Here is a 23,414-nt window from a genome sequence, read left to right on the forward strand (position 1 = left end):
TGAATTTCAGAGTAGCAAATATGCCGTCGCGACATGTTCAGGTTCCGGCGCCGCCCGGCCAGCCGGCGGCGCAACCCGCGCCCGCATTGCGCCGCCGGCCGCGCCAGTCGCGCGCGCAGGCCACGTCCGATGCGCTTCAGCAGGCATTCGTTCAGCTTTTGCTCGAGCGCGGCTATGCAAAGGCGACGATCCGCGAGATCGCGGCCGTCGCAGGCGTGAGCATCGGCACCTTCTACGAATACTTCGGCGACAAGCAGAGCCTCGCCGCGCTGTGCATTCACCGGCGCGTGCTCGCGCTGGCCGACCGGTTGCGCGACGCGGCGCACGGGTTGCGCGGCGCGCCGCGCGCCGAACTCGCGGCCGCGCTCGTCGACCTGCAACTCGACGCAATCGGCGCGGACGCTGCGCTATGGAGCGCGCTGTTCGCGCTGGAGCGGCAGGTGTCGCAGCTCGTCGCCTACCGCCGGCACTACGATGCCTACGTCGCGCTGTGGCGCGACGCGCTCGCACAGGCCGCCGATCCGCCGCCGGCCGAGCGGCTCGACGGGCTCGCGCGGATGGCGCATACGGTCTGTTACGGCGGCGTGTCGCAGGCGTTGCTGACGCTCGGGCCGGCACTCGACTTCGGCGCGCTGCGCGGCGAGCTGCACACGCTGCTGGGCGCGTATCTGGCGGCCGGCGCCAGCCCGTCATCCGCGTGAACAGACCCTAGGGGTAATGCCCGATTCGCATGCGGCGTGGGCGGCGCCACCGTCCCGCCGAGCCTTTCGTGCCAAGAGCCATGAGAAAAATGCATGGCCGCCATGACGAACTTTCGATTGTCCGCCGATATTGGCTGGGGCTAAATCATGCGGCATGTGCAGGGCCGCGCGTTTCGTGCGGGCCCGCCCGAAGGACATCAGAAGGAGGAGTCATGCGAAGCGCCACCACGCCCCGTTCGAAACTGCCCGACGTCGGGACGACGATCTTCACGGTGATCGGCCAGCTTGCTGCGCAGCACGATGCGCTGAACCTGTCGCAGGGCGCGCCGAATTTCGCGCCAGATCCGGCGCTCGTCGAGGGCGTCGCACGCGCGATGCGCGACGGCCACAACCAGTACGCGCCGATGGCCGGCATCGTGTCGCTGCGCGAGCGGCTCGCGGAGAAGACCGAGGCGCTGTACGGCACGCGCTACGACCCGGGCACCGAGATCACGGTGATCGCGAGCGCGAGCGAAGGGCTCTACGCGGCGATCAGCGCGCTCGTGCATCCGGGCGACGAAGTGATCTATTTCGAGCCGTCGTTCGACAGCTACGCGCCGATCGTGCGGATGCAGGGCGCAACGCCGGTCGCGATCAAGCTGTCGCCCGAGCATTTCCGCGTGAACTGGGACGAGGTCGCCGCGGCGATCACGCCACGCACGCGGATGATCGTCGTGAACACGCCGCACAACCCGACCGCGACGGTGTTTTCCGCCGACGATCTCGAACGGCTCGCGCAGCTCACGCGCAATACCGATATCGTGGTGCTGTCCGACGAGGTCTACGAGCACGTCGTGTTCGACGGCGCGCAGCATCAGAGCGTCGCGCGTCACCGCGAGCTGGCCGAGCGCAGCGTGATCGTGTCGTCGTTCGGCAAGTCGTTTCACGTGACGGGCTGGCGTGTCGGCCACTGCATCGCGCCGGCCGCGCTGATGGACGAGATCCGCAAGGTGCACCAGTTCATGGTGTTCTCGGCCGATACGCCGATGCAGGTCGCGTTCGCGGAAATCCTCGCGCGACCGGAAAGCTATCTCGGACTGTCGGCGTTCTACCAGGCCAAGCGCGACCTGCTCGCGCACGAGCTGGCCGATTCGCGCTTCGAGCTGCTGCCGAGCGAAGGCTCGTTCTTCATGCTCGCGCGGTTCCGGCACTTCTCGGACGAAAGCGACAGCGATTTCGTGCTGCGCCTGATCCGGGATGCGCGCGTCGCGACGATTCCGCTGTCGGCGTTCTACACCGACGGCACCGACGCGGGCGTGATCCGGCTCAGTTTCTCGAAGGACGACGCGACGCTGATCGAGGGCGCGCGGCGGTTGCGTTCGCTGTAATCGCGGGTGCGGCCCGCACCCAGGAAGGCGACGTATACGTCGCCCGGAAAGCCACCGATGGGCTGCAGCATGTGTCGAAGCACGGCTGCGGTCGACAAGTCAGGAGATCACGATGAAACATGGACACACCCTGAAACTCGCGTTCGCATTTGCGTGCGCGCTCGGCTCCGGCGCGGCGCTCGCCGACGGGCAGACGCTGCGCTTCGGCCTCGAGGCGCAATACCCGCCGTTCGAGTCGAAAGCGCCGAACGGCGACCTGCAGGGCTTCGACATCGATGTCGGCAATGCCGTTTGCCAGACGGCGAAGCTGTCGTGCAAGTGGGTCGAAACGTCCTTCGACGGACTGATTCCCGCGCTGAAGGGCCGCAAGTTCGACGCGATCAACTCGGCGATGAACGCGACCGAGCAGCGGCGCCAGGCAATCGACTTCACGACGATCATCTACCGCGTGCCGACGCAGCTGATCGCGCGCACCGGCAGCGGCCTGCTGCCGACGCCGGAATCGCTGAAGGGCAAGCGCGTCGGCGTGTTGCAGGCGTCGATCCAGGAAACCTATGCGAAGGCGCACTGGGAGCAGGCCGGCGTGTCGATCGTCGCGTACCAGGATCAGAACCAGGCGTACGCGGATCTCGTGTCAGGCCGTCTCGACGCGACGCTGGTGCTCGCGCCGGCCGGCCAGCGCGGCTTCCTGTCGCGTCCGGACGGCAAGGGTTTCTCGTTCGTCGGTCAGCCGGTGCGCGACGACAAGATTCTCGGCAGCGGGATCGCGTTCGGGCTGCGCAAGGGCGACGACGCGCTGAAGACGAAACTCGATGCGGCGATCGACAAGCTAAAGGCGGATGGCACGGTGAAGTCGCTGGGCCAGAAGTACTTCGGCAATATCGACATCTCGACGCAGTAAACGGGGAAAGCGGCGGCCGCGATGGCCGCAGCGATGCATGACGGACCGTAGACGTGCGGCGCTTGCGCGTTCGCCGTCAAGTCAACCGTCGACCCAGCTCAGCGCGCCGATCTTCAGGTGTTCGACGACGCTGCGGGCCCAGTCGAGCTCCGCGTTGAGCAGCACGAGCGCGTGCTCGTTCTGCAGCAGGAACAGGCGTGGCACCTGATCGTTCTGCGCGGCGTTGCGCAGCGATTCGAGGCGTTCGCGCTCGGCTTCGAGCGCGGCGATGCGGCGCTCGAGCTGGTGGCGCGCATCTTCGGCGTCGAGCAGCGGCAGGAATGCGAGGCCGGCGCCGAACGCCGGGAATTCGCGCGCGGGTTCGGCGAGCAGCGCATGCAGCCACGCCTGCCCGGCCGTGTGTCCGGTTTCGGTCAGCGTGTACAGCGTGCGCTCGGGAAACGCGCCGTCGCGCTCGGTATCGTGCACGGCGATCAGCCCGTCGCGCAGCAGCCGGTCGATCGTCTGGTAAAGGCTCGTGCGCTGCCGCACGTTGACGACTTCGTCGTAACCGCGGGCCTTCCACTGCTGCAGCATTCCGTACGGATGCATCGGCGTTTCGGTGAGCGTCGCGAGGACCGCGAGCGCAAGCGGAGACGGGCGGCTCGATGTCATGAATAGTTATATTGTGTCTAGTTGAAATATAACTAGTATCGACTAGACTATCATATTCCACAAGGGTTTCAGCCGAGGTGCGAGCGCTTCGCAGCTGGTGCGACGGTTTCCATCGTCGCCAGACCATGCACGATGCCGCAGTCTTCGACCGAATGTTCGCCAACGCATTGACGCCTCAACTCGATGAGCTGATCGCGCAGATGCATGAGCTCCGCGAGGCGTGCGTCGACGTGGCCGATATGCTCGTCGAGCAGCGAGTTGATCGAATCGCACGGGTCGGCCGGCGTGTCGGTGAGCTGCAGCAGCGCGCGGATTTCGTCGTGCGCCATGTCGAGCGCACGGCAGTTGCGAATGAAGCGCAGCCGTTCGACGTGCACGTCGGTGTAGTTCCGGTAGTTCGAATCGGTTCGCTCCGCATCCGGCATCAGCCCCTCCTTCTCGTAGAAGCGGATCGTTTCGGGCGTGCAGCGGGCCGCCTTGGCCAGTTCGCCGATCTTCATGGCTTTCTCCGTTGTAAGGCTTGACCTTGTAGTGGCTTCAAGGTGTTAACTCTACACCGTCAAGCCATTGAGGAGGTTGTCATGACCGACGCCCAGCGTACCCACGACCCACGACACCGTCATGCCGGCGGCGCCGAGACCTGCTGCGCCGACGCGTGCGACACGCAGGCGGCGACCGTCGACGACACGGCGCCGGCGGCCGGCGAGCACGCGCACGGCGACGGCGCATCGCGCGGCGCGCAGCCGCATGAATGCGGCCACGACCATGACCACGATCATGCACCTGCGCACGGCACGGGGCACGACCACACCAGCCACGCACACGGCGACGGGCATGGGCACGGCGCGGCATGTTTGCACGACCATGCCGCGCATGATCACGCTGCACATGACCATGCCGGTCACGACCACGACCACGACCACGACCACGACCACGACCACGACCACGACCACGCGGCCGGCGACTGCTGCGCGCCCGCCGCGCTGACGCTCGCGCCGCTCCCGGTCGCGCAGGCCACCGCGTCGGGGCACGTGCGCTCCGCATTCCGGATCATGCAGATGGACTGCCCGACCGAGGAAACGCTGATCCGCAAGAAGCTCGGCGGCATGCAGCAGGTATCGGCGCTCGAATTCAACCTGATGCAGCGGATGCTGACCGTCGAACACGTGCCCGGCGCGCAGCCCGCGATCGAAAGCGCGATCCGCACGCTCGGGATGACGCCGGAGGCCGCGTCGGCCGATGCACCGGCCGCCCGGGTCGCTGACGCGCCCGCGAAGCCGTGGTGGCCGCTCGCGCTGGCGGGCGTCGCGGCGATCGCGTCCGAAGCGGCGAACTGGGTCGGCCTGCCGGTGTGGCTATCGGCCGTGCTCGCGCTCGCGGCGGTGCTCGCATGCGGGCTGACCACCTACAAGAAAGGCTGGATCGCGATCCGCAACGGCAACCTGAACATCAATGCGCTGATGAGCATCGCGGTGACTGGCGCGATGGCGATCGGCCAGTGGCCGGAAGCGTCGATGGTGATGGTGTTGTTCACGATCGCCGAACTGATCGAGGCGAAGTCGCTCGATCGCGCGCGCAATGCGATCCAGGGCCTGATGCGGCTCGCTCCCGACACCGCGACCGTGCAGGACGCCGATGGCGCTTGGCGCACCGTCGAAGCCGCGCAGGTGGCGCTCGGCGCGGTCGTGCGCGTGAAGCCGGGCGAGCGGATCGGGCTGGACGGCGAAGTCGTCGCGGGCCGCTCGACGGTGAACCAGGCGCCGATCACCGGCGAAAGCCTGCCGGTCGAGAAGGGAGCCGGCGACGCGGTGTATGCAGGCACGATCAACGAGTCGGGATCGTTCGACTATCGCGTGACGGCGGTTGCGGCCAATTCGACGCTTGCGCGGATCATCCACGCGGTCGAGGAAGCGCAGGGCGCGAAGGCGCCGACGCAGCGTTTCGTCGACCAGTTCGCACGCGTCTATACGCCGATCGTGTTCGCGATCGCGCTGCTGGTCGCGGTGGCGCCGCCGCTCGTGCTGGGCGGCGCCTGGCACGACTGGATCTACCGCGCGCTGGTGCTGCTCGTGATCGCGTGCCCGTGCGCGCTGGTGATCTCGACGCCGGTGACGATCGTGTCGGGCCTCGCGGCTGCGGCGCGGCGCGGGATTCTCGTGAAGGGCGGCGTCTATCTGGAAGAAGGCCGCAAGCTTGCGTGGCTCGCGCTCGACAAGACCGGCACGATCACGCACGGCAAGCCGGTGCAGACCGATTTCGACCTGCATGCCGTCGACGTCGATGCTGCGCAGGTGCGTCATCTCGGCGCGAGCCTCGCGGCACGCTCCGATCACCCGGTGTCGCAGGCGATCGCCGCGGCAGCACGCGATGCGCAGACGGCAGCGTTCGCCAATGTAGAGGAATTCGAAGCGATCGTCGGGCGCGGCGTGCGCGGCACGATCGACGGCACACGCTACTGGCTCGGCAACCACCGGCTCGTCGAGGAACTCGAACGTTGCTCGCCGGTGCTGGAGGCGAAGCTCGACGTGCTCGAGCGGCAGGGCAAGAGCGTCGTGATGCTGGTCGACGACACGCGCGTGCTCGGCATTTTCGCAGTGGCCGACACGATCAAGGACACGAGCCGCGCGGCGATCGCCGACCTGCATGCGCTCGGCATCCGCACCGCGATGCTGACCGGCGACAACCCGCACACCGCGCAGGCGATCGCGCGGCAGGCCGGCATCGACGACGCGCGCGGCAACCAGTTGCCGGAGGACAAGCTCGCGGCGGTCGAGGAGCTGGCAGCCGGCGGCGCGGGCGCGGTCGGGATGGTCGGCGACGGGATCAACGATGCGCCGGCGCTCGCGCGTGCCGACATCGGTTTCGCGATGGGCGCGATGGGCACCGACACGGCGATCGAGACGGCCGACGTCGCGCTGATGGACGACGACCTGCGCAAGATTCCCGCGTTCGTGCGGCTGTCGCGCGCGACGCATCGCGTGCTGGTGCAGAACATCGGTTTCGCGCTCGGCTTGAAGATCGTGTTCCTCGGCCTGACGGTCGCAGGGATCGGCACGATGTGGATGGCCGTGTTCGCCGATGCGGGCGCGAGCCTGATCGTCGTCGGCAACGGTTTGCGGCTGCTGTCGAAGGCCGGCGTGTTCGATGGCGCGCAGACGCAGCGATGAGGAGCGGGCGATGAGCTTTCTGAAACGGATCTTGGGTGGCCACGGCGGCGGGCATCGCGGCAACCACGGTGGCGGGCATCACGGCGGGCACGGTGCGGAAGGTCATGGCAGCCACGATGCGCGCGGCCGCGACCGTCACGGTTGGGGCTGGCAGTCGCAGCCCGACGCCCAGGGCGGCAACGCGCCGCTGCGCCAGCTCGCCTGCGCGGGCTGCGGCGCGCTCAACGCGGCGGACGCGCGATTCTGCGCGCAGTGCGGTACCTCACAGCGTGGCAACGCGTGTAGCCGCTGCCACGCGGCGCTGGCGGCCGATGCACGCTTTTGCCCGAGCTGCGGGACGCAAGCCGGCCGCGCCTGATCGCCAGCCCTTGGCCGGCCGCAGGACCAGGCGGACGCATCATCCTGGCCTCAACGTACGCCGACCGGACCGCGCTCCTGCACTCACCGCAGCGGCAAATAGATCTCGGTTTGCAGGTCGGCTGGCGCCGCATCCATCGGCGTGTTCAGATACAGCTCGAACGGCGGCGCATCGGCGGCTTCGCGGCCCGAGCGACGCAGCCAGTCGCCGTACAGCCACTGGTAGGCCGTTTTCAGATCCGCATACGGTCCCGTGTGCAGCAGCACCGCATGATCGCCGCCCGCGATCGTCACACGCTCGACTGGCGGCGCCGGCGCGACATCCGGCGCGCCGGCGGCCGGCACGAAACAGGCTTTCGCCCGCAATTGCGCTTCGGGCGTCGTATCCGGATCGTCATAGAAGATCCCGATCATCATCGCGCCGGGGCCGGTCAGTCCATGCTGCGCGACCCACGCGCCGACGTGCCCGAACGCGTCGACGACCTTCAGGTACGCACCCGTGTGCGCAACCGCATACCCGCGCAGTTCCGGCAGCCGCCGGATCTCCACTTCATGTTTGAACATGCCTTCTTCTCCTCGCTGTAACGGATAGATCGGCCGGTGCTGCAGAGGCGGCACACCGTAAGCATCGCGAAATTCAGGCGCGCGACTCGCGCCGCATGGCTCCGCCACGCGGGCGTGCCGGCTTTCGTGGCGACGGGCATCGGCATGCCGCGGCAGGAATCGACGTCACGGTAGCACGCGCGTGCTGAATAAATCTTGCGGAGATGCGTAAGCATGCCGAATCCGTCCCTTTTTTATTTCGTCGAAATGGGGTTCCGCCCCTGCGATCTATGACTAAAGTTAAAGACGGTGAAATCCGATGAATGCGTCATTTTTCTCGGGTAAGTTGCTGGGGCGGCACAGCACGGTTTTCGAAGTACGCAGGTAGTTCGTCGATGTTCAATCGCAACGCCACGTTTTTCGGGAGAAGAAGAAATGGATGCTTCCAGCTTCATCACGTCGCTGCAGACCACGCTAGGCGGCTACCTGCCCAAGATCGCGGGCGCGATCGGCATCCTGGTGATCGGCTGGCTGGTCGCCGTGGTAGTGCGGGCCGGCACGCTCCGGCTGCTCAACGCGCTGAAGGTCGACCAGCGCATCAACGAAAGCACCGGCCAGGGCGCCTGCGTCGAGCGGATCGTCGCCGGCGGGCTGTTCTGGCTCGTGCTGCTCGTCACCGCGGTGGGCATCTTCAACGTGCTGAATCTGTACGCGGTCTCCAATCCGTTCTCGCTGCTTGTCACGCACATCGTCAACTACCTGCCGAACCTGATCGGCGGCGCGGCGCTGACGCTGATCGCGTGGCTCATCGCGTCGCTGCTGCGCAGCCTCGCGAACCGCGCGCTGAAGGCGAGCAAGGTCGACGACAAGCTGTCCGAAAGCGCGGGCATGCAGCCGATGAGCGGCTATCTCGGCGACGTGCTGTTCTGGCTCGTGATCCTGATGTTCCTGCCGGCGATTCTCGCGTCGTTCGCGCTGTCCGGCCTGCTGTCGCCGGTGCAGGGGATGATCGACAAGCTGCTCGCGATCGTGCCGAACCTGTTTGCGGCCGCGGTGATCGGCTTCGTCGGCTGGGTCGTCGCGCGCGTGCTGCGCGGCCTCGTGACGAACCTGCTGGTTGCCGCCGGCGCGGATCGTCTCACCGCGCGGCTCGACAGTCCGACGCCGGTGCGCGTGTCGAGCCTGATCGGCACGATCGTCTACGTGTTCGTGTTCGTGCCGACGCTGATCTCCGCGCTCGATGCGCTGAAGATCGACGCGATCTCGATTCCCGCCACCAACATGCTGAACCAGTTCCTCGGCGCGGTGCCGGACATCGTCGCGGCGATCGTGATCGTGCTCGTCACGTTCTATTTCGCGCGCTTCGTCGCATCGCTCGCACAGAAGCTGCTGGAAGCCGCCGGCGCCGACGGGCTGCCGGCCGTGCTCGGCGTCGAACGCGTGTTCTCGGGGATGCTGCAGCCGTCGGTGCTGGTCGCACGGCTGATTGTGTTCTTCGCGATGCTGTTCGCCGCGGTCGAAGCCGCGAACCGGCTCGGTTTCACGCAGGTGCGCGACGTTGTCACGCTGTTCATCGAATTCGGCGGCCACGTGCTGATGGGCGGTGTGATTCTCGTGATCGGCGTGTGGCTCGCGGGCCTCGCGCGTCGCGTGATCGAGCAGGCCGACCGCGAACACAGCGTGCTGTTCGCGCGGATCGCGCAATTCGCGATCCTCGGCCTGGTGTTCGCGATGGGGCTGCGCGCGATGGGCATTGCCAACGAGATCGTGCAGCTCGCGTTCGGCCTCGTGCTCGGCGCGATCGCGGTGGCGGTCGCGCTGTCGTTCGGCCTTGGCGGCCGCGAAGCGGCCGGCAAGCTGCTCGACCGCTGGTTCAACCAGCGCGGCGGCGGCCAGTAAGCAGGCCACGGCGCCCCGGCTGTCCGAGGAGGGTAGCCGGGGCGGTCAAGCTGCGCGCGGCGGCGTTGCCGTCGGCGAAACGTCAGCGGCCATCTTTGCCGAATTTCGATAACACGTCGTTTAATGACTCTCTAGCATCGATTCTCAGTCGAGCAGGCCGGCAGGCCCGCACCTTTCAGGAGAATCCGATGAAAGCAGAGTCGAATGGCCGGCCCGTCGCCGGCGCCAAGTCGTCCGGCCAGCCCGCGCTGCAGCAGACGCTCGGGACCTGGCAGCTGTGGGGCATCGCGGTCGGCCTCGTGATTTCCGGCGAGTACTTCGGCTGGAGCTACGGCTGGGCGAGTGCGGGCACGCTGGGTTTCGTGATCACCGCGATGTTCGTCGCGGCGATGTATACGACCTTCATCTTCAGCTTCACCGAACTCACGACGTCGATCCCGCACGCGGGCGGGCCGTTCGCGTATGCGCGGCGTGCATTCGGCCCCGCGGGCGGCTATCTGGCCGGGGTGGCAACCCTCGTCGAATTCGTGTTCGCGCCGCCCGCGATCGCGCTGGCGATCGGCGCGTACCTGCACGTGCAGTTTCCGGGACTCGAACCGAAAAACGCGGCGATGGGCGCGTATCTCGTGTTCATGGCGCTGAACATCGTCGGCGTGCAGATCGCCGCGACGTTCGAGCTGATCGTCACGCTGTTCGCGATCTTCGAATTGCTGGTGTTCATGGGCGTGGTGTCGCCGGGCTTCGCGTGGAGCAATTTCCTGAAGGGCGGCTGGTCGGGCGCCGATCATTTCAGCGTCGGCGCATTCCACGGGATGTTCGCGGCGATCCCGTTCGCGATCTGGTTCTTCCTCGCGATCGAGGGCGTCGCGATGGCCGCCGAGGAGGCGAAGAACCCGAAGCGTTCGATTCCGATCGCCTACGTGGCCGGCATCCTGACGCTCGTCACGCTGGCGGTCGGCGTGATGGTGTTCGCCGGCGGCGCGGGCGACTGGACCCGGCTCGCGAACATCAACGACCCGCTGCCGCAGGCGATGAAGTACATCGTCGGCGCGAACAGCGGCTGGATGCACATGCTCGTGTGGCTCGGGCTGTTCGGACTCGTCGCGTCGTTCCACGGGATCATCCTCGGCTATTCGCGCCAGATCTTCGCGCTGGCCCGCGAAGGCTACCTGCCCGAATGGCTCGCGAAGGTGCATCCGCGCTTCAAGACGCCTTACCGCGCGATCCTCGCGGGCGGCGTGGTCGGCATCGCGGCGATCTACAGCGACGAGCTGATCCAGTTCGGCGGCCAGACGCTCACCGCGAACATCGTGACGATGTCGGTGTTCGGCGCGATCGTGATGTATATCGTAAGCATGGCGTCGCTGTTCAAGCTGCGCCGTTCGCAGCCGAACATGGCGCGGCCGTTCCGCGCGCCGCTGTACCCGTTCTTCCCGGCGTTCGCGATCGTTGCGGCCCTGATATGCCTCGGCACGATGGTGTACTTCAATGGGCTGGTGGCGATGGTGTTCGTGGCGTTCCTTGCGCTCGGCTATGCGTACTTCCTCGCGACGCGTTCGCAGCGCGCGAGCGCGCCGGGCGACGCGGTGCTCGAGGAATGAGCATGGCGAACGCGAACAGCCGTTCCTGACGGCATCCGGCGTGCCCTGCCGAGCAGGGTGCGCCGTCGGCATTTGGCAAGGAGATTCGAACGATGTCCTATACGGAGACGATCGGCCCGCGCACGTACCGCTTCGCGGACCTGAAGACGCTGCTCGCGAAGGCGAGCCCGCTGCGCTCGGGCGACCAGCTCGCCGGTGTCGCGGCGGCGAGCGAGGAGGAGCGCGTCGCCGCGAAGATCGCGCTCGCGGGCGTGCCGCTGAAAGCGTTCCTGAACGAAGCGGTGATTCCGTACGAACACGACGAAGTCACGCGCCTGATCCTCGACGATCACGATGCGGCCTCGTTCGCCGAAATCTCGCATCTGACGGTCGGCGATTTCCGCAACTGGCTGCTGTCGCCGGTCGCCGACGGCGCCGCGCTCGAACGGATCGCGCCGGGCCTCACGCCCGAGATGGTCGCGGCCGTGTCGAAGCTGATGCGCAACCAGGACCTGATCGCCGGCGCGCGCAAGCGCCGCGTGGTCACGCGTTTTCGCAACACGGTCGGGCTCGCGGGCCGGATGTCGGTGCGGCTGCAGCCGAACCACCCGACCGACGACGTGAAGGGCATCGCCGCGTCGATGCTCGACGGGCTGATGTACGGCTGCGGCGACGCGATGATCGGCATCAACCCGGCGACCGACAGCCTCGCGGCGATCGTGAAGCTGCTCGCGATGATCGACGCGTTTCGCGAGCGCTACGGCGTGCCGACGCAGTCGTGCGTGCTGACGCATGTGACGAACACGATCGCGGCGATCGAGAAGGGTGCGCCGGTCGATCTCGTCTTTCAGTCGATCGCGGGCACCGAAAAGGCGAATGCGAGTTTCGGGATCTCGCTCGCGCTGCTCGGCGAGGCGCACGAGGCCGCGTTGTCGCTCAAGCGCGGCACCGTCGGCAACAACCTGATGTACTTCGAGACCGGGCAGGGCAGTGCGTTGTCGGCGAATGCTCACTTCGGCGTCGACCAGCAGACCTGCGAAGTGCGCGCGTACGCGGTCGCGCGCAAGTTCGACCCGTTCCTCGTGAACACGGTGGTCGGTTTCATCGGGCCCGAATACCTGTACGACGGCAAGCAGATCATCCGCGCGGGGCTCGAGGACCACTTCTGCGGGAAACTGCTCGGTGTGCCGATGGGCTGCGACATCTGCTACACCAACCACGCGGAAGCCGACCAGGACGACATGGACACGCTGCTGACACTGCTCGGCGCGGCCGGCATCAACTTCATCATGGGGATTCCGGGCGCGGACGACGTGATGCTGAACTACCAGAGCACGTCGTTTCACGATCAGTTGTACGTGCGCGAGGTGCTCGGCCTGCGCCGCGCGCCCGAGTTCGAGGAGTGGCTGGAGACGATGGAAATCGCCGACGCGCACGGTGCGCTGCGCGCCGCGAACTCGCGCGTTCCGCTGCTCGCGGGTGCGAACGACTGGATGGGGATTTCCGCATGAGCGACGCCGTCGAAAAGAACCCGTGGGCGCAGCTGAAGTCGTTCACCAACGCGCGCATCGCGCTCGGCCGCGCGGGCAACAGTCTGCCGACCGCGCCGCTGCTTGCGTTCAACCTGTCGCACGCGCAGGCGCGCGACGCGGTGCACCAGCCGCTCGACGCGGACGCGCTGCGGCGCGAGATCGATGCGGCCGGCTTCGCGACGCTCGGCGTGCAGAGCGCCGCGCCCGACCGTCAGCATTACCTGCGCCGGCCCGACCTCGGCCGCAAGCTGTCCGACGACGGGCGTGCGCTGCTGGCCGGTTATGGCGCGGCGCTCGACGACGCGCCGGACGTGGTGTTCGTGGTCGGCGACGGGCTGTCGGCGTTCGCGGCCGCGAAGCAGGCGCTGCCGCTGCTGGAGGCCATGCGTCCGCGGCTCGACGCGGACGGCTGGCGGATCGGGCCGGTGGTGGTCGCGACGCAGGCGCGCGTCGCGCTCGGCGACGAGATCGGCGAGCTGCTGCGTGCGCAGGTCGTCGCGATGCTGATCGGCGAACGGCCGGGGCTCAGCTCGCCGGACAGCCTCGGCGTGTACCTCACCTGGGCGCCGAAGGTCGGTTGTCACGACGCACTGCGCAACTGCATCTCGAACGTGCGGCCCGAAGGGCTGCCGCACGCGGCCGCCGCGCACAAGCTGCATTACCTGATGACGCACGCGCGCCGCCTCGGGCTGACGGGCGTCGGGCTGAAGGACGACAGCGATGCACTGGCGCCGCCGGCTCATGCGGAGCGGATCGGGGCTGCTTGAATAGCCACTCGCATCGAAAGTCCATAAACACCCGCAGCTTCGGCGACAACTGCCGGCTTGGCGCAACACGTTGATTGCTTGCCGCACGCGGGACGGCGCGAGCGTTGCAAGCGCCGCGCATCTTGGCATTGCTGCGCTCTGTCTCGATCGGTCCGTCGAACAGGTTTCGCGCACCTGGCAAACCACTACCTCGATCGTTTGCACGGCTTCCGGGCTCATCGGCCCTGAAAGCGCGCGACTACTGGCGCATTTGACGCCGGTCAGCGCGCTTGAAAATTCGCATTGCGAATTTCGAATTCGTCTGATTGATTCATCTTTCTCATTCGCGCAAATTTCGTGTGGCGCAATCATCACCGATTTGTCGAGAAAGGAGACCCGATGAGTGACGAGTCGAATGCACCGCCCCATCTTTCCTTCACCGGCAACTCATTTGCTGCACGCGTGACCAAGGCCAGCAGCACCATTCGGGTGATGCCAAGGCGAAAGCGATTGTTGGATTGACGCACGATTAAATCGGATCGGTTGATTCGGTTGGCCTCATTTCATTTGTTGCGGATTTTCCGCAATGTTTGTCCATGGATAGCGGCCGCGTTTCGATGTGATATGGCTGGCGCCCGATATAACGAGGGTAAGAATGGCGGAATTCGATCGCGTGACAAGTTATTTGACGGGGCGGCAATCGGCGTATCTGAAACTGATGCGGCGCAAGTCGAAGCGCGATCCGGAGACGGGCGAACCGCCTCCCATGCCCACGGTGTCGGTCGTATCGTGGGTCGTGCGCGAGGCGATCTGCGAGCCGTACAGCGTCAAGGCGGTAGTTGCCGCACCAATTGCGATTCCGAGAAAGACGGTGCTCGGGCAACTCGCGAAGTTTTCGGTTCAACCCGAGGACGGACGCGCCAAGCGCGAATTTGCCGGCTTCGTGACGCAGTTCGACTCCGTATCGGAATCCCGTGACGGTTACACCTACCGTATTGTGATGCGCCAGCATCTGGCCGTCATGGACGGCCCGAGCAATTGCGCCACGTACCAGGGAATGGCCTCGTGGGAAATCATCAAGGAGATTTTGGCGCGTTACGACCTCCGCTTCTGGATACAGGTCGAATTCAATCTGCGCCGCGAGCATCCCAGGCACCCATTCCGCTTCCAGTACAACATGGGCGACTGGGACTACATCAAGCTCGAGATGGAGCAAGCGGGCCTGTACTGCTACACAAAGACCGGCGAGCACGGCGACGTGCTGGTGATCGCGGACGACGTTGACGGCTATATGCGCCCCGCAGTACCCGTACTGGATCGTCCCACTGCCGGGTTGGCGACCTTCGAGGAATCGATTTTTTCCTTCAAGGTCCGCTCGCGCGTCGTGCCGGAATCCTACCTGGTTGCTGACTACAACCCAGAGCAGGCGTGGGAGCGCTTCCGTGCCGAGGACCGCGCCGTATCGGACGACGAGACCATGATCGGCAAGCCCTATGTCTGGGGCACGCATCACGACGACGCCGAAGGGGCCAAACGCGAGGCGCAGTTGCGCCATGAAGCGGCATGCGCCAGCCAGATTCGTTACTCGGTGGAGTCGACCGTGCTGGCCATCCGGCCTGGGAGCATCGTGCAGTCTGATCGGGCGCTCGAGGATGCCGGCGCGGCAATGTTCGTGACAACGGTCGTGCATCGCGGCGCGCGGAACGCGAGCTACGTGAACAGCTTTACGGCGATTCCGGCCGATCGCCCGTACCGGCGGGAAATTGACGAGCGTCGGTGGCCGAAAATTCCGGGCACGCTAGGCGCGACTATTACGTCGCCTGACAAGTACAAATTCGCCTACCTGACCGACAAAGGCGAGTACGTTGCGCGGTTTCACTGCGACTTCGGCAACTGGCCCAAGGGTGGGGAAAGCGTTCCGTTGCGGCTCGCCAAGCCGTTCGCAGGCAGGAACCATACGGGCATGCACATGCCCGCGTTGGACGGCGACGAAGCACTGATCGGCTTTCGCGAAGGCAATCCGAACAAGCCCTTTATTGCGGCCTTTATCCACAATAGCGAGCGCCCCGACCTGATTAATTCGTCACGACGGCGCATGTCGCGTAACGAGATCCGAACGCAATCCGGCAACAAGTTCTGGATGGACGATTGGGACAATCAGGAAGGCATCGAACTCGGTACGGAGCACTCCGGCCGCTCGCAACTCCATCTCGGCCATATGGTGGACCGCGCACTGAACCAGCGAGGCGCGGGTGCCGAACTGCGGACTTCAGGGCATGCGGTCGCGCGAGGCGGCGCAGGTGTGATGGTGACGGCCTACGACCGGCCGGGCGGCGCGGGCAAGCAGCTTGATATGGCCGAGACGATCGCGCAACTCAAGGAAATGTTGGCGCTGGCCGAATCGCTGGCGAAGTCGGTCGAGGCGTCGAAGGCATCGCCTGCGGATACCCAGGCGCAAAAGGCGATCAGCGACGGGCTGGACGAATTGAAAAGGCCGGGCGCGGTCGTGACTGCACCGGGACCGGTTGGCGTGGTCTCGGGCGACGGTGTGCAACTCGCCGCCGATGGTTCGATCATCGGGACCGCGAAGAAAGGAATCCACTTTAGCGCGCTCAAGAGGATCACCGCCGCTGCGGGCGGTCAGTTGTCACTGTTCGCGCGGAAGGGCATGAGCCTGATCGCGTCGGCCGGCGAGGTCGTTGTGCAGGCCCAGCGAGGCCGCATGCAGCTTGCGGCGCAGGAAGACATGACGGTCGAAACGGTCAATGGCGTTTTGCACGTGAAGTCGCCGAAGGAAATCCTGCTCAACGTCGGCGGCTCGTATATCCGCCTGAATCCGGAAGGGATCGAGATGGGCTCGCGCGGTCGTGTGCACTTCAGGACAAGTGGCTTGAAGAAGACCGGGCCAGCGCAACTGGATCTGAGCGGCGCGGCGTTCGCGCCGGCTTTCGTGCCGTTCAAGACGGAGTGTGAGGTCTGGCGTACCAATCCGAATTTTGTACAGCCGCCAGCCTCGGCACCTGAGCCGAACGGGTCGCAATGGGAGTCACAGGGTAATACTGGGGCCGTTGCGCGTGCCCTCGCACCTGCGGCTGATGGGGGAAAGCTGAGCGACTTCTCCCCCTTCGATGGAAAGCCGTCGAACGTTGATTCGAACGTGCCGAAAGCCAAGGTCGAATTGAACGGCCCCGACGATCAGACGCAACGTTACGTCGCCCCCGATCCCATCAAGCTCGCAAATGCGGTTCCCTGTGACTGGAAGATCACGGACCTGAAGGTTGATGTGCGGCAGCATATCGAAGCCAAGCCGTATTGGGGGATGTTAGACAACCGGACGCCGTGGAAAGACAGCAATGGAAATCAGATCAGAGGCGGTGGTTCGAGGGACTCGAATTTTGAGTTCGCGTACAACGAGCAGGACAAGACGATTACTTGCACTGTCAGGGTGATGCTGATTCCGATGGATTTGTTTCCGGTTGATGTCACCGGAAATCGTGATCTTACAGTTTCGCCGCAAACTGTCCCATATGAGGCGACAACTCACTGGCGAATGATGCCTGGTTCCACGGTCGACGGTGTGAAGATGGGCTACCGCGGTACGGTCGGGGATAAATATGACGTTGACGCTCTGAGAAATCGGATTGAGGCCGTGCTGAACCAGAGAACCTACAAGTTGATTCTGGACGGTTGCTCTAAAGGGGCTGCGTGTGGATGCCGGGTGAAAGTTGATTTCAGGGTCGATCTTCGCATATCGGTCAGGGGGGCGCCTATTGCTGGATTTAAGCCTCATGTCACGAATCACCTGTATCCGGCTGTTCTTCGGGCAGATGCGTCGTCATGGGGGGAGGGGCAGAAATGGCAGGACGACCAGGGGGAGGTACATGATTCTGAGCGTGCGAATGTAGAGGCGCACGAGTGTGGGCATTATTTCAATTTCCCTGACGAATATTACGATCGGGGCGGCTGGCTTCACGAGTCTTATATTAAGGGTGAGCAGATTGATTTTTCGCTGGTCGATGCAAAAGCTGGAACCATGGTGTGGCAGGCGCGCTCGCCGACGAACCTGATGGGTTATGGTGCAAATTCATCGTGGCAGATTGGTAAGGTAACGGCAACCATAAAGCCGTATTACCTGGAATATGTGCGGCGTCAATTCTCGCTGGCGACAAACAAATTGTGGAGGGTTGGCTATGATTCGTAACTTCCGGCGTATTGCATTAAGCGTTCTTGCAATCTCCCCGGTTGTTTTGGTGGGGTATGCAAATGGAGGGGGTGTGGGCATGGAAAATGATGCGATGCAATTCAGCTATATCACAAATGGCGGGGCGGATGGCAGTATTAATTCATATGGAAATAACGAAGTCGCAGTTTCCGGCGATGTATTAACGGTTCAGATTGGGGATTCCGTGGGAAGCAAGAATGTCAACGGAATCGGGGTCTATAAATTGAAGCTGCAAGGCAAAAACCTTGAGTCCGCCCGAAAATTGGCCGATTTGCTATGTTCGCCAAAAGACCCGGCAAGTGACGTGCCAATTTCCGATCTTTACGTCGCAAAATGTGGTGGAGAGATCAAGAGTAGCTACGTGAGAGATTTTAGTCGACCTATCGCAATCAGGATCGCCGACTTGGTGGACTTACTAAGGGATGCGGGAGTTCAGGATGGGCGAAAAGTTGTGAAACTGGATGCTTCGCTCACGGCTATTACTCACGCTAAGGATGGATTCATAGTTTCTGTCAGATTCGACAACGCTGGCGATTACCCGATCAAGTTCAAGACGCCTGATAAATGGGATGCCGAAATTGGCAGGAATATGGATATCTTGGGCGTAAACGGCTACCGAATTGGATCGCGTGATTCTAAATTTGGACTCGGGTTGGCGGGTAAGTCGCTTGAAAATTCGGGCGAATTTCCTGATGGCGAGGTCAGTCTTGCGCCGCACAGTTCGGTAACTATCAAGATAAAAACAACATCCGTCAGCAAATTCGTCGCGGGTAGCTACGATCTCAATGTTGGCGTGTTTATGAACATCGAGGTTTCGGGAATCCAGTCCAGCCTGGTGCGGGTCGATTTCCATTCGGACTACAAGAATCCGACCTGCGTCACCTTCGACCGCGATTATCCCTCGACGCCGCAGGAGCGCGAGCAGTGGGAAGCGTACCAGCGGACTCGCCTGTCATATTTTCCCATCAACCCGGGTGAGACGTTCGCGGAGGACGGCCTGTATCGCGCAGTGCGTCTGAATGCCGGCGGCAGCTACCGCAGCTTGCAAGTGATGCCATTCAAGGCCGGCGACGTCGCCACGACCGACAGCGTGAAGATGCCGCTGGAGTCCGGAGACGGTGTCCATCTCAATGGGCCGGTACAGTGGATATGGGAAGGCAGTGCCCCGACCCCCACGAAGCCATTCTCGTCGGCCTACGTCGAAGGCACGGAGCAGTTCAGCTCGCCCGGCGCGACGTGTCCGCGTGGCGGCCGTTGGGTGGCGCGCGTTCGCGCGAATGCGGGCTACCCGACGCCGGAATACCGCTATGACCTGTCCCGCATCGTCACGATGCGGCGCGGCCAGCCGATGCCGTCGATTCCGAGCGACGCCGGCAACGCCGGCAACGCCGAATGGGAATGGGTGGGAGTCTGAAATGTGCGAACGTGCCCTGATCTATCAGCATGACCGGACGACGGCGAACGGCGTCGTGCTTGACGGCCTCGATGACGTCGAACTCGACGATCGCAAGTTGAGCCACGTGGGCGCGCGGGTCCAATGTGCTGCGTGCAACACCATTGGCCGGATCGAGCCGGTCGGTGAGCGCTTGGACCATGAACTGAGCGACAAACAGCCCGCGCTCGAAGACGACTTTTGCCGGTGCGCGTGTAATCCCTCGCCGCGGCTGATTGCATCGCAGCGCCACTCGATGATCGAAGCGTGACGCGATATTCACGAAGACGCGATGAAATATCGCTGGGATCAACGCGTGCCGCCCGAGTGGCAGCACCCCAAACCGCCGCCTGTATGGGTCTACCTCGTCTTGTTCCTCGTGATCTTGTGCGGTGGCTGGCGCAGCGGCTCTATGCCGACGACGTGTGGCGCCAATACGGGTAAGCAGCGATGAAGGCATTTCGGCAATTCAGCATTCCCCGGTTCGTGGCGTTGTGGTGGCTCTCGCTGCTGGCGTGTGCCGTCTGGATGACTGCGAGTTACTGGTATGCGTCGGAAGTACTGGGTACGGCAACTCCCTTGCAATATGCGTTGATCTTTCTGGGCTTCACGGTGGGGCTGATCGCAGACGAACTGTGCGATCGCTGGCGATGGCATCTCGCATGCATCCTTCATATAGAGGATGTCGTCGACGGCGTGTGTCCTGACCGGGAACACGAGATTGCGCAGGCGGCGGTGTGGCGCTGGTATGAGCATCGAGGCAAGCCGTGGTGGATCAGTTCACATCGGGAACGGCCGCATGTGCGCACGGCGGATGCGTGGCAGCGTTTTGAGGCGTATGACCGTGCGATGAAGCGGCAGATACGCGCGGCCCGAAACCACGAGGTATGACGTCGCATCGGCGTTCCTGATTCACAGGCGCCGGACTGAACGCTACCTGAACAGCCGCTCGCACAGGAAATCGACGAACACGCGCAGCTTCGGCGACAACTGCCGGCTCGACGGCCACACGATCGAGAACTGCCCCGGCGCGATCCGGTAGTCGTCGAGCACGGTGACGAGCGCGCCCTGTTCAAGCGCGTCGCGCGCGAGGAAGTCGGGCATGTAGCCGATACCGAGCCCGGCGAGCACGGCGCCGCGCAGCGCTTCCATGTTGTTGCAGGTCATCGCGGTGCGCAGTTTCAGCGGCGTGCCGTCGTCGGCCGCGAGCGCCCAGTCCTGCAGCTTGCCGGTGGTCGGGAAGCAGTAGCGCACGCAATCGTGCGCTTCGAGATCGCGCGGTGCGTGCGGCGTGCCGGCCTGCGCGAGATACGCGGGCGTCGCGCACAGCACGAACGCGAACGGGCCGAGCCGCCGCGACATCAGGCTCGAATCCGACAGCGGACCGCTGCGGATCACCGCGTCGAAGCCGCCCTCGACGACATCCACCATCCGGTCGTTGAAATCCAGGTCGAGCTCGACGTCCGGATAGTGCTGCTTGAATTCGGGCAGCACCGGCAGCAGGAACCGGTAGCCGATTACCGGCAGGCTCACGCGCAGCTTGCCGCGCGGGCGCTGCGCGGACGCCGTCACGGTGGCTTCGGCATCGCGGAAATCCTCGAGGATGCGCTGGCAGCGCTCGTAGAAATGGCGCCCTTCGTCAGTCAGCGTGACGCGCCGCGTCGTGCGGTTGAACAGGCGCACGCCGAGCGACTGCTCCAGCCGTGCGATCGTCTTGCCGACCGCCGATGCCGAGATGCCGAGCGCGCGGCCGGCCGCGACGAAGCTGAGCGCTTCTGCGGTGCGCACGAAGGCGGCGATGCCGTTCAGGTTTTCCATCGACGTAAGCGAGCTGGTTCGGTGCAGGATGATTGCAGAATTTTAGTCCGTTATATCCGGAGCTTCGCGTGGTTTTTCGTGGATTGAATCGGATTTATCTTCTGTCGCTCTGGCGGCGCGTCTGCGCGGCTTTTCGAGGAGCGATGATGTATCAGCCTTTTTCAGCCGCTTCGACGCAGTCGGCACGCCGGCGTGCGTGGGTGCTGGCCGCCGTCTGCATGGCCGCCGTTGCGCTGCCGCTGTCGTTTTCGGGCGGGGCGGTCGCGACACCCGCGATCGGCCGTGACCTGCATGGCGGGCCGGTCGCGATGAACTGGATCACCAACGCATTCATGCTCGCGTTCGGCAGCTTCCTGATGGCGACGGGCGCGCTCGCCGACCAGTTCGGACGCAAGCGCGTGTTCGCGATCGGCGTCGGCGGTTTCACGCTGATGTCGGTTGCGCTTGCGTTCGCGCCGTCGATGCTCGCGGTCGATTTGCTGCGGGCCGCGCAAGGGCTCGCGGCGGCCGCGGCGCTCGCGGGCGGCACGGCGGCGCTTGCGCAGGAGTTCGACGGCGCGGCGCGCACGCGCGCATTCAGCCTGCTCGGCACGACGTTCGGGATCGGACTCGCTTTCGGGCCCGTGCTCGCCGGCTGCCTGATCGCACACTACGGCTGGCGCGCGATCTTCGTCACGGGCGCCGTAGCGGGCGCGCTGTCGCTCGGCGTCGGGCTGCCGCGCATGCACGAGTCGCGCGATCCGCATGCGACGGGGCTCGACTGGCCCGGCACGGCCGCGTTCACCGCGGCGCTGACGTCGTTCACGTTCGGCGTGATCGAGGCGCCCGCGCGCGGCTGGGCGGATCCGCTCGTCGTCGCGCTGCTGGCGGGCGCGGCGCTCGGCGCGGCGGCGTTCGTCGCGATCGAGACGCGCGTGGCGCGGCCGATGCTCGACCTGTCGCTGTTTCGCATTGCCCGCTTCGTCGGCGTGCAGGTGCTGCCGGTGTCGACCTGCTGCTGCTACATCGTGCTGCTGGTCGTGCTGCCGCTGCGCTTCATCGGCATCGACGGCTTCAGCGAAATTGACGCGGGCTGGCTGATGCTCGCGATTTCCGCGCCGATGCTGGTCGTCCCGCTCGTCGCGGCGACGCTCACGCGCTGGCTGTCGCCCGGCGTGATTTCCGGGATCGGGCTGCTGATCGCGGCCATGGGGCTCGTATGGCTGGGCATCGCGCTGCGCGGCGGCGCGGGGCCGGCCGCGATCGCGCCGATGCTCGCGATCGGCGTCGGGGCCGGCATGCCGTGGGGGCTGATGGACGGGTTGTCGGTCAGCGTCGTGCCGAAGGAGCGCGCGGGGATGGCGACGGGGATCTTCAGCACGACGCGCGTGGCTGGCGAAGGGATCGCGCTCGCGATCGTCGGGGCGGTGCTGGCGGCGCTCGCGCATGCCGGCTTGTCGCTGGCGACGACCGGCACGTCAGACGCGTCCGACGCGACGCTGCGCGCGGCCGCGCGGCTCGCGACCGGCGATCTCGCCGGTGCGGCGGCCGTGTTGCCGGGTATCGGTCGTGCGGCGCTGCTCGCGAGCTATACGCATGCGTTCGATCGGCTGCTGATCGGGCTGGCGGTCGTGACGGTGCTGTGTGCGGGCGTGGTGTTCGCGTTTCTTGGCGCGCGGCCGGCGGTGGGTGACGCCGACGCGCGGGAGGATGGAGAGGCCCATCCGCATGTCGACGCGCCAGCGTGCCGCCGGACCGAACCGGATTGCGCGGAGGCGAGCGGGCGGTGAGTGGTGTGTCGTAGAGGGTTGGCATGACGGTGACGGCGTGCGGGGCGTTCGTGCATTTCGTCTTCACCGTAACCGCGCATCGACGATCCGCTCCCTGTGCGAATCATCCTCGAGCCATCGAGCGTTGCGTTGCGTTGCGTCGTCGTACCGATGATTGATCCGACGCATCGCGTCGGTACGCGCAGCGGTAACGCAGTGTCGTCGGCCTTGTTTCGACAGCGGCAAAGAGCGAGAACGCCGCGCGTCACGCCAGCACGAGCGGCGGCAGGGCTTCATCAGCCCGCATGTGCGCACGCTCGACGTCAACGACCACATGGCGCAGCGCATCGGGCCACAGATGCGCACGGCTTCCCGCATCCTCGTCGATCGTCGCGCGTCCCTGCACGAGCCATGTCGTCCGCCCGACGAAATCCACGAACAGCAGCGCGATTGCCGGATTCACGAGCAGGTTGCCGATCGTGTTGAACAGTTTGTTGCCCGCGAAATCGGGCAGCACCAGCGTGCGGCGATCGGGCAGGTCGACGAGCGGGCAGAACGAACCGTCCGCGCGCGGCTGCCGGCCGCGGTACGAACAGTCGCTGTCGCCCGCCGTATTGGCGGTCGCGACGATCAGGAATGCCTGCTCGCGAATGAACGCGATGGCGTCGTCGCTCAGGGGGGCGGGGTCGCTCATGGTGTCGGTCGGTGGGTGGCCGATGTTGCGAATACGGCGTCAGCACGCAAGCG

At 65.1% G+C, this 23,414-nt stretch carries 19 protein-coding genes and 1 pseudogene; 15 read left to right on the forward strand and 5 right to left on the reverse strand.

What is annotated here, in order from left to right; all coding sequences use genetic code 11:
- Positions 1–20 precede the first annotated feature (20 nt).
- The 3 genes from J7024_RS01670 to J7024_RS01680 all read left to right on the forward strand — a co-directional run bounded on the left by J7024_RS01670 (position 21) and on the right by J7024_RS01680 (position 2,969).
- Positions 21–701, forward strand: coding sequence for a TetR/AcrR family transcriptional regulator (locus J7024_RS01670; protein WP_124828842.1), 681 nt, complete (start codon positions 21–23; stop codon positions 699–701).
- A 212-nt stretch (positions 702–913) separates the two neighbouring features.
- Positions 914–2,068 (forward strand): pyridoxal phosphate-dependent aminotransferase, encoded by a 1,155-nt coding sequence (locus J7024_RS01675; RefSeq protein WP_124828841.1) that lies wholly within the window; start codon positions 914–916, stop codon positions 2,066–2,068.
- A 112-nt stretch (positions 2,069–2,180) separates the two neighbouring features.
- Entirely contained in the window at positions 2,181–2,969 is a 789-nt protein-coding gene (locus tag J7024_RS01680) for an ABC transporter substrate-binding protein (protein WP_124828840.1), read from the forward strand.
- Positions 2,970–3,050: 81 nt separating this feature from the next.
- On the opposite strand, the gene J7024_RS01685 is transcribed toward J7024_RS01680, so the two are convergent.
- Positions 3,051–3,623: a PadR family transcriptional regulator gene (locus J7024_RS01685; RefSeq protein WP_124828839.1), complete on the reverse strand. Its 573-nt coding sequence runs from the start codon at positions 3,621–3,623 to the stop codon at positions 3,051–3,053.
- 68 nt (positions 3,624–3,691) lie between these two features.
- Positions 3,692–4,123: a Cd(II)/Pb(II)-responsive transcriptional regulator gene (cadR, locus tag J7024_RS01690; RefSeq protein ID WP_124828838.1), complete on the reverse strand. Its 432-nt coding sequence runs from the start codon at positions 4,121–4,123 to the stop codon at positions 3,692–3,694.
- An 81-nt stretch (positions 4,124–4,204) separates the two neighbouring features.
- Here cadR and J7024_RS01695 point away from each other — a divergent pair, with 81 nt between their 5' ends.
- Both J7024_RS01695 and J7024_RS01700 read left to right on the forward strand, forming a co-directional pair.
- Positions 4,205–6,790 carry a heavy metal translocating P-type ATPase gene (locus J7024_RS01695; RefSeq protein ID WP_234744755.1) on the forward strand — a complete coding sequence of 862 codons (2,586 nt, stop codon included), beginning with the start codon at positions 4,205–4,207 and terminating at the stop codon, positions 6,788–6,790.
- 10 nt (positions 6,791–6,800) lie between these two features.
- Positions 6,801–7,148 carry a zinc ribbon domain-containing protein gene (locus J7024_RS01700; RefSeq protein WP_124828836.1) on the forward strand — a complete coding sequence of 116 codons (348 nt, stop codon included), beginning with the start codon at positions 6,801–6,803 and terminating at the stop codon, positions 7,146–7,148.
- A gap of 83 nt (positions 7,149–7,231) precedes the next feature.
- On the opposite strand, the pseudogene J7024_RS01705 reads toward J7024_RS01700, so the two are convergent.
- A pseudogene (locus J7024_RS01705) lies at positions 7,232–7,792 on the reverse strand (AraC family transcriptional regulator); the annotation flags it as partial.
- Positions 7,793–8,125: 333 nt separating this feature from the next.
- Between J7024_RS01705 and J7024_RS01710 the strand changes: the two are divergent.
- The 9 genes from J7024_RS01710 to J7024_RS01745 all read left to right on the forward strand — a co-directional run bounded on the left by J7024_RS01710 (position 8,126) and on the right by J7024_RS01745 (position 19,992).
- Complete coding sequence (locus J7024_RS01710) at positions 8,126–9,589, forward strand: mechanosensitive ion channel (RefSeq protein WP_175770513.1); 1,464 nt, start codon at positions 8,126–8,128, stop codon at positions 9,587–9,589.
- Positions 9,590–9,777: 188 nt separating this feature from the next.
- Positions 9,778–11,190 carry an ethanolamine permease gene (gene eat / locus J7024_RS01715; protein ID WP_124828833.1) on the forward strand — a complete coding sequence of 471 codons (1,413 nt, stop codon included), beginning with the start codon at positions 9,778–9,780 and terminating at the stop codon, positions 11,188–11,190.
- Positions 11,191–11,282: 92 nt separating this feature from the next.
- Positions 11,283–12,680, forward strand: a complete 1,398-nt coding sequence (locus J7024_RS01720) for an ethanolamine ammonia-lyase subunit EutB (protein ID WP_124828832.1) — start codon at positions 11,283–11,285, stop codon at positions 12,678–12,680.
- Positions 12,677–13,468, forward strand: coding sequence for an ethanolamine ammonia-lyase subunit EutC (gene eutC / locus J7024_RS01725; protein ID WP_124828831.1), 792 nt, complete (start codon positions 12,677–12,679; stop codon positions 13,466–13,468). The genes J7024_RS01720 and eutC overlap by 4 nt, the downstream gene beginning before the upstream one ends.
- A gap of 378 nt (positions 13,469–13,846) precedes the next feature.
- Positions 13,847–13,969 carry a hypothetical protein gene (locus J7024_RS37070; protein ID WP_260435085.1) on the forward strand — a complete coding sequence of 41 codons (123 nt, stop codon included), beginning with the start codon at positions 13,847–13,849 and terminating at the stop codon, positions 13,967–13,969.
- A gap of 133 nt (positions 13,970–14,102) precedes the next feature.
- Positions 14,103–17,648 carry a type VI secretion system Vgr family protein gene (locus J7024_RS01730; RefSeq protein WP_175770512.1) on the forward strand — a complete coding sequence of 1,182 codons (3,546 nt, stop codon included), beginning with the start codon at positions 14,103–14,105 and terminating at the stop codon, positions 17,646–17,648.
- A complete protein-coding gene (locus J7024_RS01735; protein WP_233409935.1) occupies positions 17,638–19,083 on the forward strand; it encodes a hypothetical protein in 1,446 nt (481 codons plus the stop codon). Before J7024_RS01730 ends, J7024_RS01735 begins: the two co-directional genes overlap by 11 nt.
- A 1-nt stretch (position 19,084) precedes the next feature.
- The gene (locus tag J7024_RS01740; RefSeq protein ID WP_175751703.1) at positions 19,085–19,372 is read left to right on the forward strand and encodes a PAAR domain-containing protein; all 288 of its coding nucleotides are present in this window, start codon (positions 19,085–19,087) and stop codon (positions 19,370–19,372) included.
- 179 nt (positions 19,373–19,551) lie between these two features.
- Entirely contained in the window at positions 19,552–19,992 is a 441-nt protein-coding gene (locus J7024_RS01745) for a hypothetical protein (protein WP_124828827.1), read from the forward strand.
- Positions 19,993–20,034: 42 nt separating this feature from the next.
- Here J7024_RS01745 and J7024_RS01750 read toward each other — a convergent pair whose 3' ends face one another.
- Entirely contained in the window at positions 20,035–20,919 is an 885-nt protein-coding gene (locus tag J7024_RS01750; protein ID WP_124828826.1) for a LysR family transcriptional regulator, read from the reverse strand.
- 146 nt (positions 20,920–21,065) lie between these two features.
- On the opposite strand from J7024_RS01750, the gene J7024_RS01755 reads away from it, so the two are divergent.
- Positions 21,066–22,688, forward strand: a complete 1,623-nt coding sequence (locus tag J7024_RS01755) for an MFS transporter (RefSeq protein ID WP_124828825.1) — start codon at positions 21,066–21,068, stop codon at positions 22,686–22,688.
- 244 nt (positions 22,689–22,932) lie between these two features.
- Here J7024_RS01755 and J7024_RS01760 read toward each other — a convergent pair whose 3' ends face one another.
- Complete coding sequence (locus tag J7024_RS01760; protein WP_124828824.1) at positions 22,933–23,361, reverse strand: pyridoxamine 5'-phosphate oxidase family protein; 429 nt, start codon at positions 23,359–23,361, stop codon at positions 22,933–22,935.
- Positions 23,362–23,414: the final 53 nt, after the last annotated feature.

This window comes from Burkholderia sp. WTPI3, from assembly GCF_021483755.1.
Taxonomy (GTDB): Bacteria; Pseudomonadota; Gammaproteobacteria; order Burkholderiales; family Burkholderiaceae; genus Burkholderia.

Excerpts from the sequence above, each read along its gene's own strand:
- J7024_RS01670 (WP_124828842.1), top strand. The coding sequence starts at position 21 with ATGCCGTCGCGACATGTTCAGGTTCCGGCGCCGCCCGGCCAGCCGGCG.
- J7024_RS01675 (WP_124828841.1), top strand. The coding sequence starts at position 914 with ATGCGAAGCGCCACCACGCCCCGTTCGAAACTGCCCGACGTCGGGACG.
- J7024_RS01680 (WP_124828840.1), top strand. The coding sequence starts at position 2,181 with ATGAAACATGGACACACCCTGAAACTCGCGTTCGCATTTGCGTGCGCG.
- J7024_RS01685 (WP_124828839.1), bottom strand. The coding sequence starts at position 3,623 with ATGACATCGAGCCGCCCGTCTCCGCTTGCGCTCGCGGTCCTCGCGACG.
- cadR (WP_124828838.1), bottom strand. The coding sequence starts at position 4,123 with ATGAAGATCGGCGAACTGGCCAAGGCGGCCCGCTGCACGCCCGAAACG.
- J7024_RS01695 (WP_234744755.1), top strand. The coding sequence starts at position 4,205 with ATGACCGACGCCCAGCGTACCCACGACCCACGACACCGTCATGCCGGC.
- J7024_RS01700 (WP_124828836.1), top strand. The coding sequence starts at position 6,801 with ATGAGCTTTCTGAAACGGATCTTGGGTGGCCACGGCGGCGGGCATCGC.
- J7024_RS01710 (WP_175770513.1), top strand. The coding sequence starts at position 8,126 with ATGGATGCTTCCAGCTTCATCACGTCGCTGCAGACCACGCTAGGCGGC.
- eat (WP_124828833.1), top strand. The coding sequence starts at position 9,778 with ATGAAAGCAGAGTCGAATGGCCGGCCCGTCGCCGGCGCCAAGTCGTCC.
- J7024_RS01720 (WP_124828832.1), top strand. The coding sequence starts at position 11,283 with ATGTCCTATACGGAGACGATCGGCCCGCGCACGTACCGCTTCGCGGAC.
- eutC (WP_124828831.1), top strand. The coding sequence starts at position 12,677 with ATGAGCGACGCCGTCGAAAAGAACCCGTGGGCGCAGCTGAAGTCGTTC.
- J7024_RS37070 (WP_260435085.1), top strand. The coding sequence starts at position 13,847 with ATGAGTGACGAGTCGAATGCACCGCCCCATCTTTCCTTCACCGGCAAC.
- J7024_RS01730 (WP_175770512.1), top strand. The coding sequence starts at position 14,103 with ATGGCGGAATTCGATCGCGTGACAAGTTATTTGACGGGGCGGCAATCG.
- J7024_RS01735 (WP_233409935.1), top strand. The coding sequence starts at position 17,638 with ATGATTCGTAACTTCCGGCGTATTGCATTAAGCGTTCTTGCAATCTCC.
- J7024_RS01740 (WP_175751703.1), top strand. The coding sequence starts at position 19,085 with ATGTGCGAACGTGCCCTGATCTATCAGCATGACCGGACGACGGCGAAC.
- J7024_RS01745 (WP_124828827.1), top strand. The coding sequence starts at position 19,552 with ATGAAGGCATTTCGGCAATTCAGCATTCCCCGGTTCGTGGCGTTGTGG.
- J7024_RS01750 (WP_124828826.1), bottom strand. The coding sequence starts at position 20,919 with ATGGAAAACCTGAACGGCATCGCCGCCTTCGTGCGCACCGCAGAAGCG.
- J7024_RS01755 (WP_124828825.1), top strand. The coding sequence starts at position 21,066 with ATGTATCAGCCTTTTTCAGCCGCTTCGACGCAGTCGGCACGCCGGCGT.
- J7024_RS01760 (WP_124828824.1), bottom strand. The coding sequence starts at position 23,361 with ATGAGCGACCCCGCCCCCCTGAGCGACGACGCCATCGCGTTCATTCGC.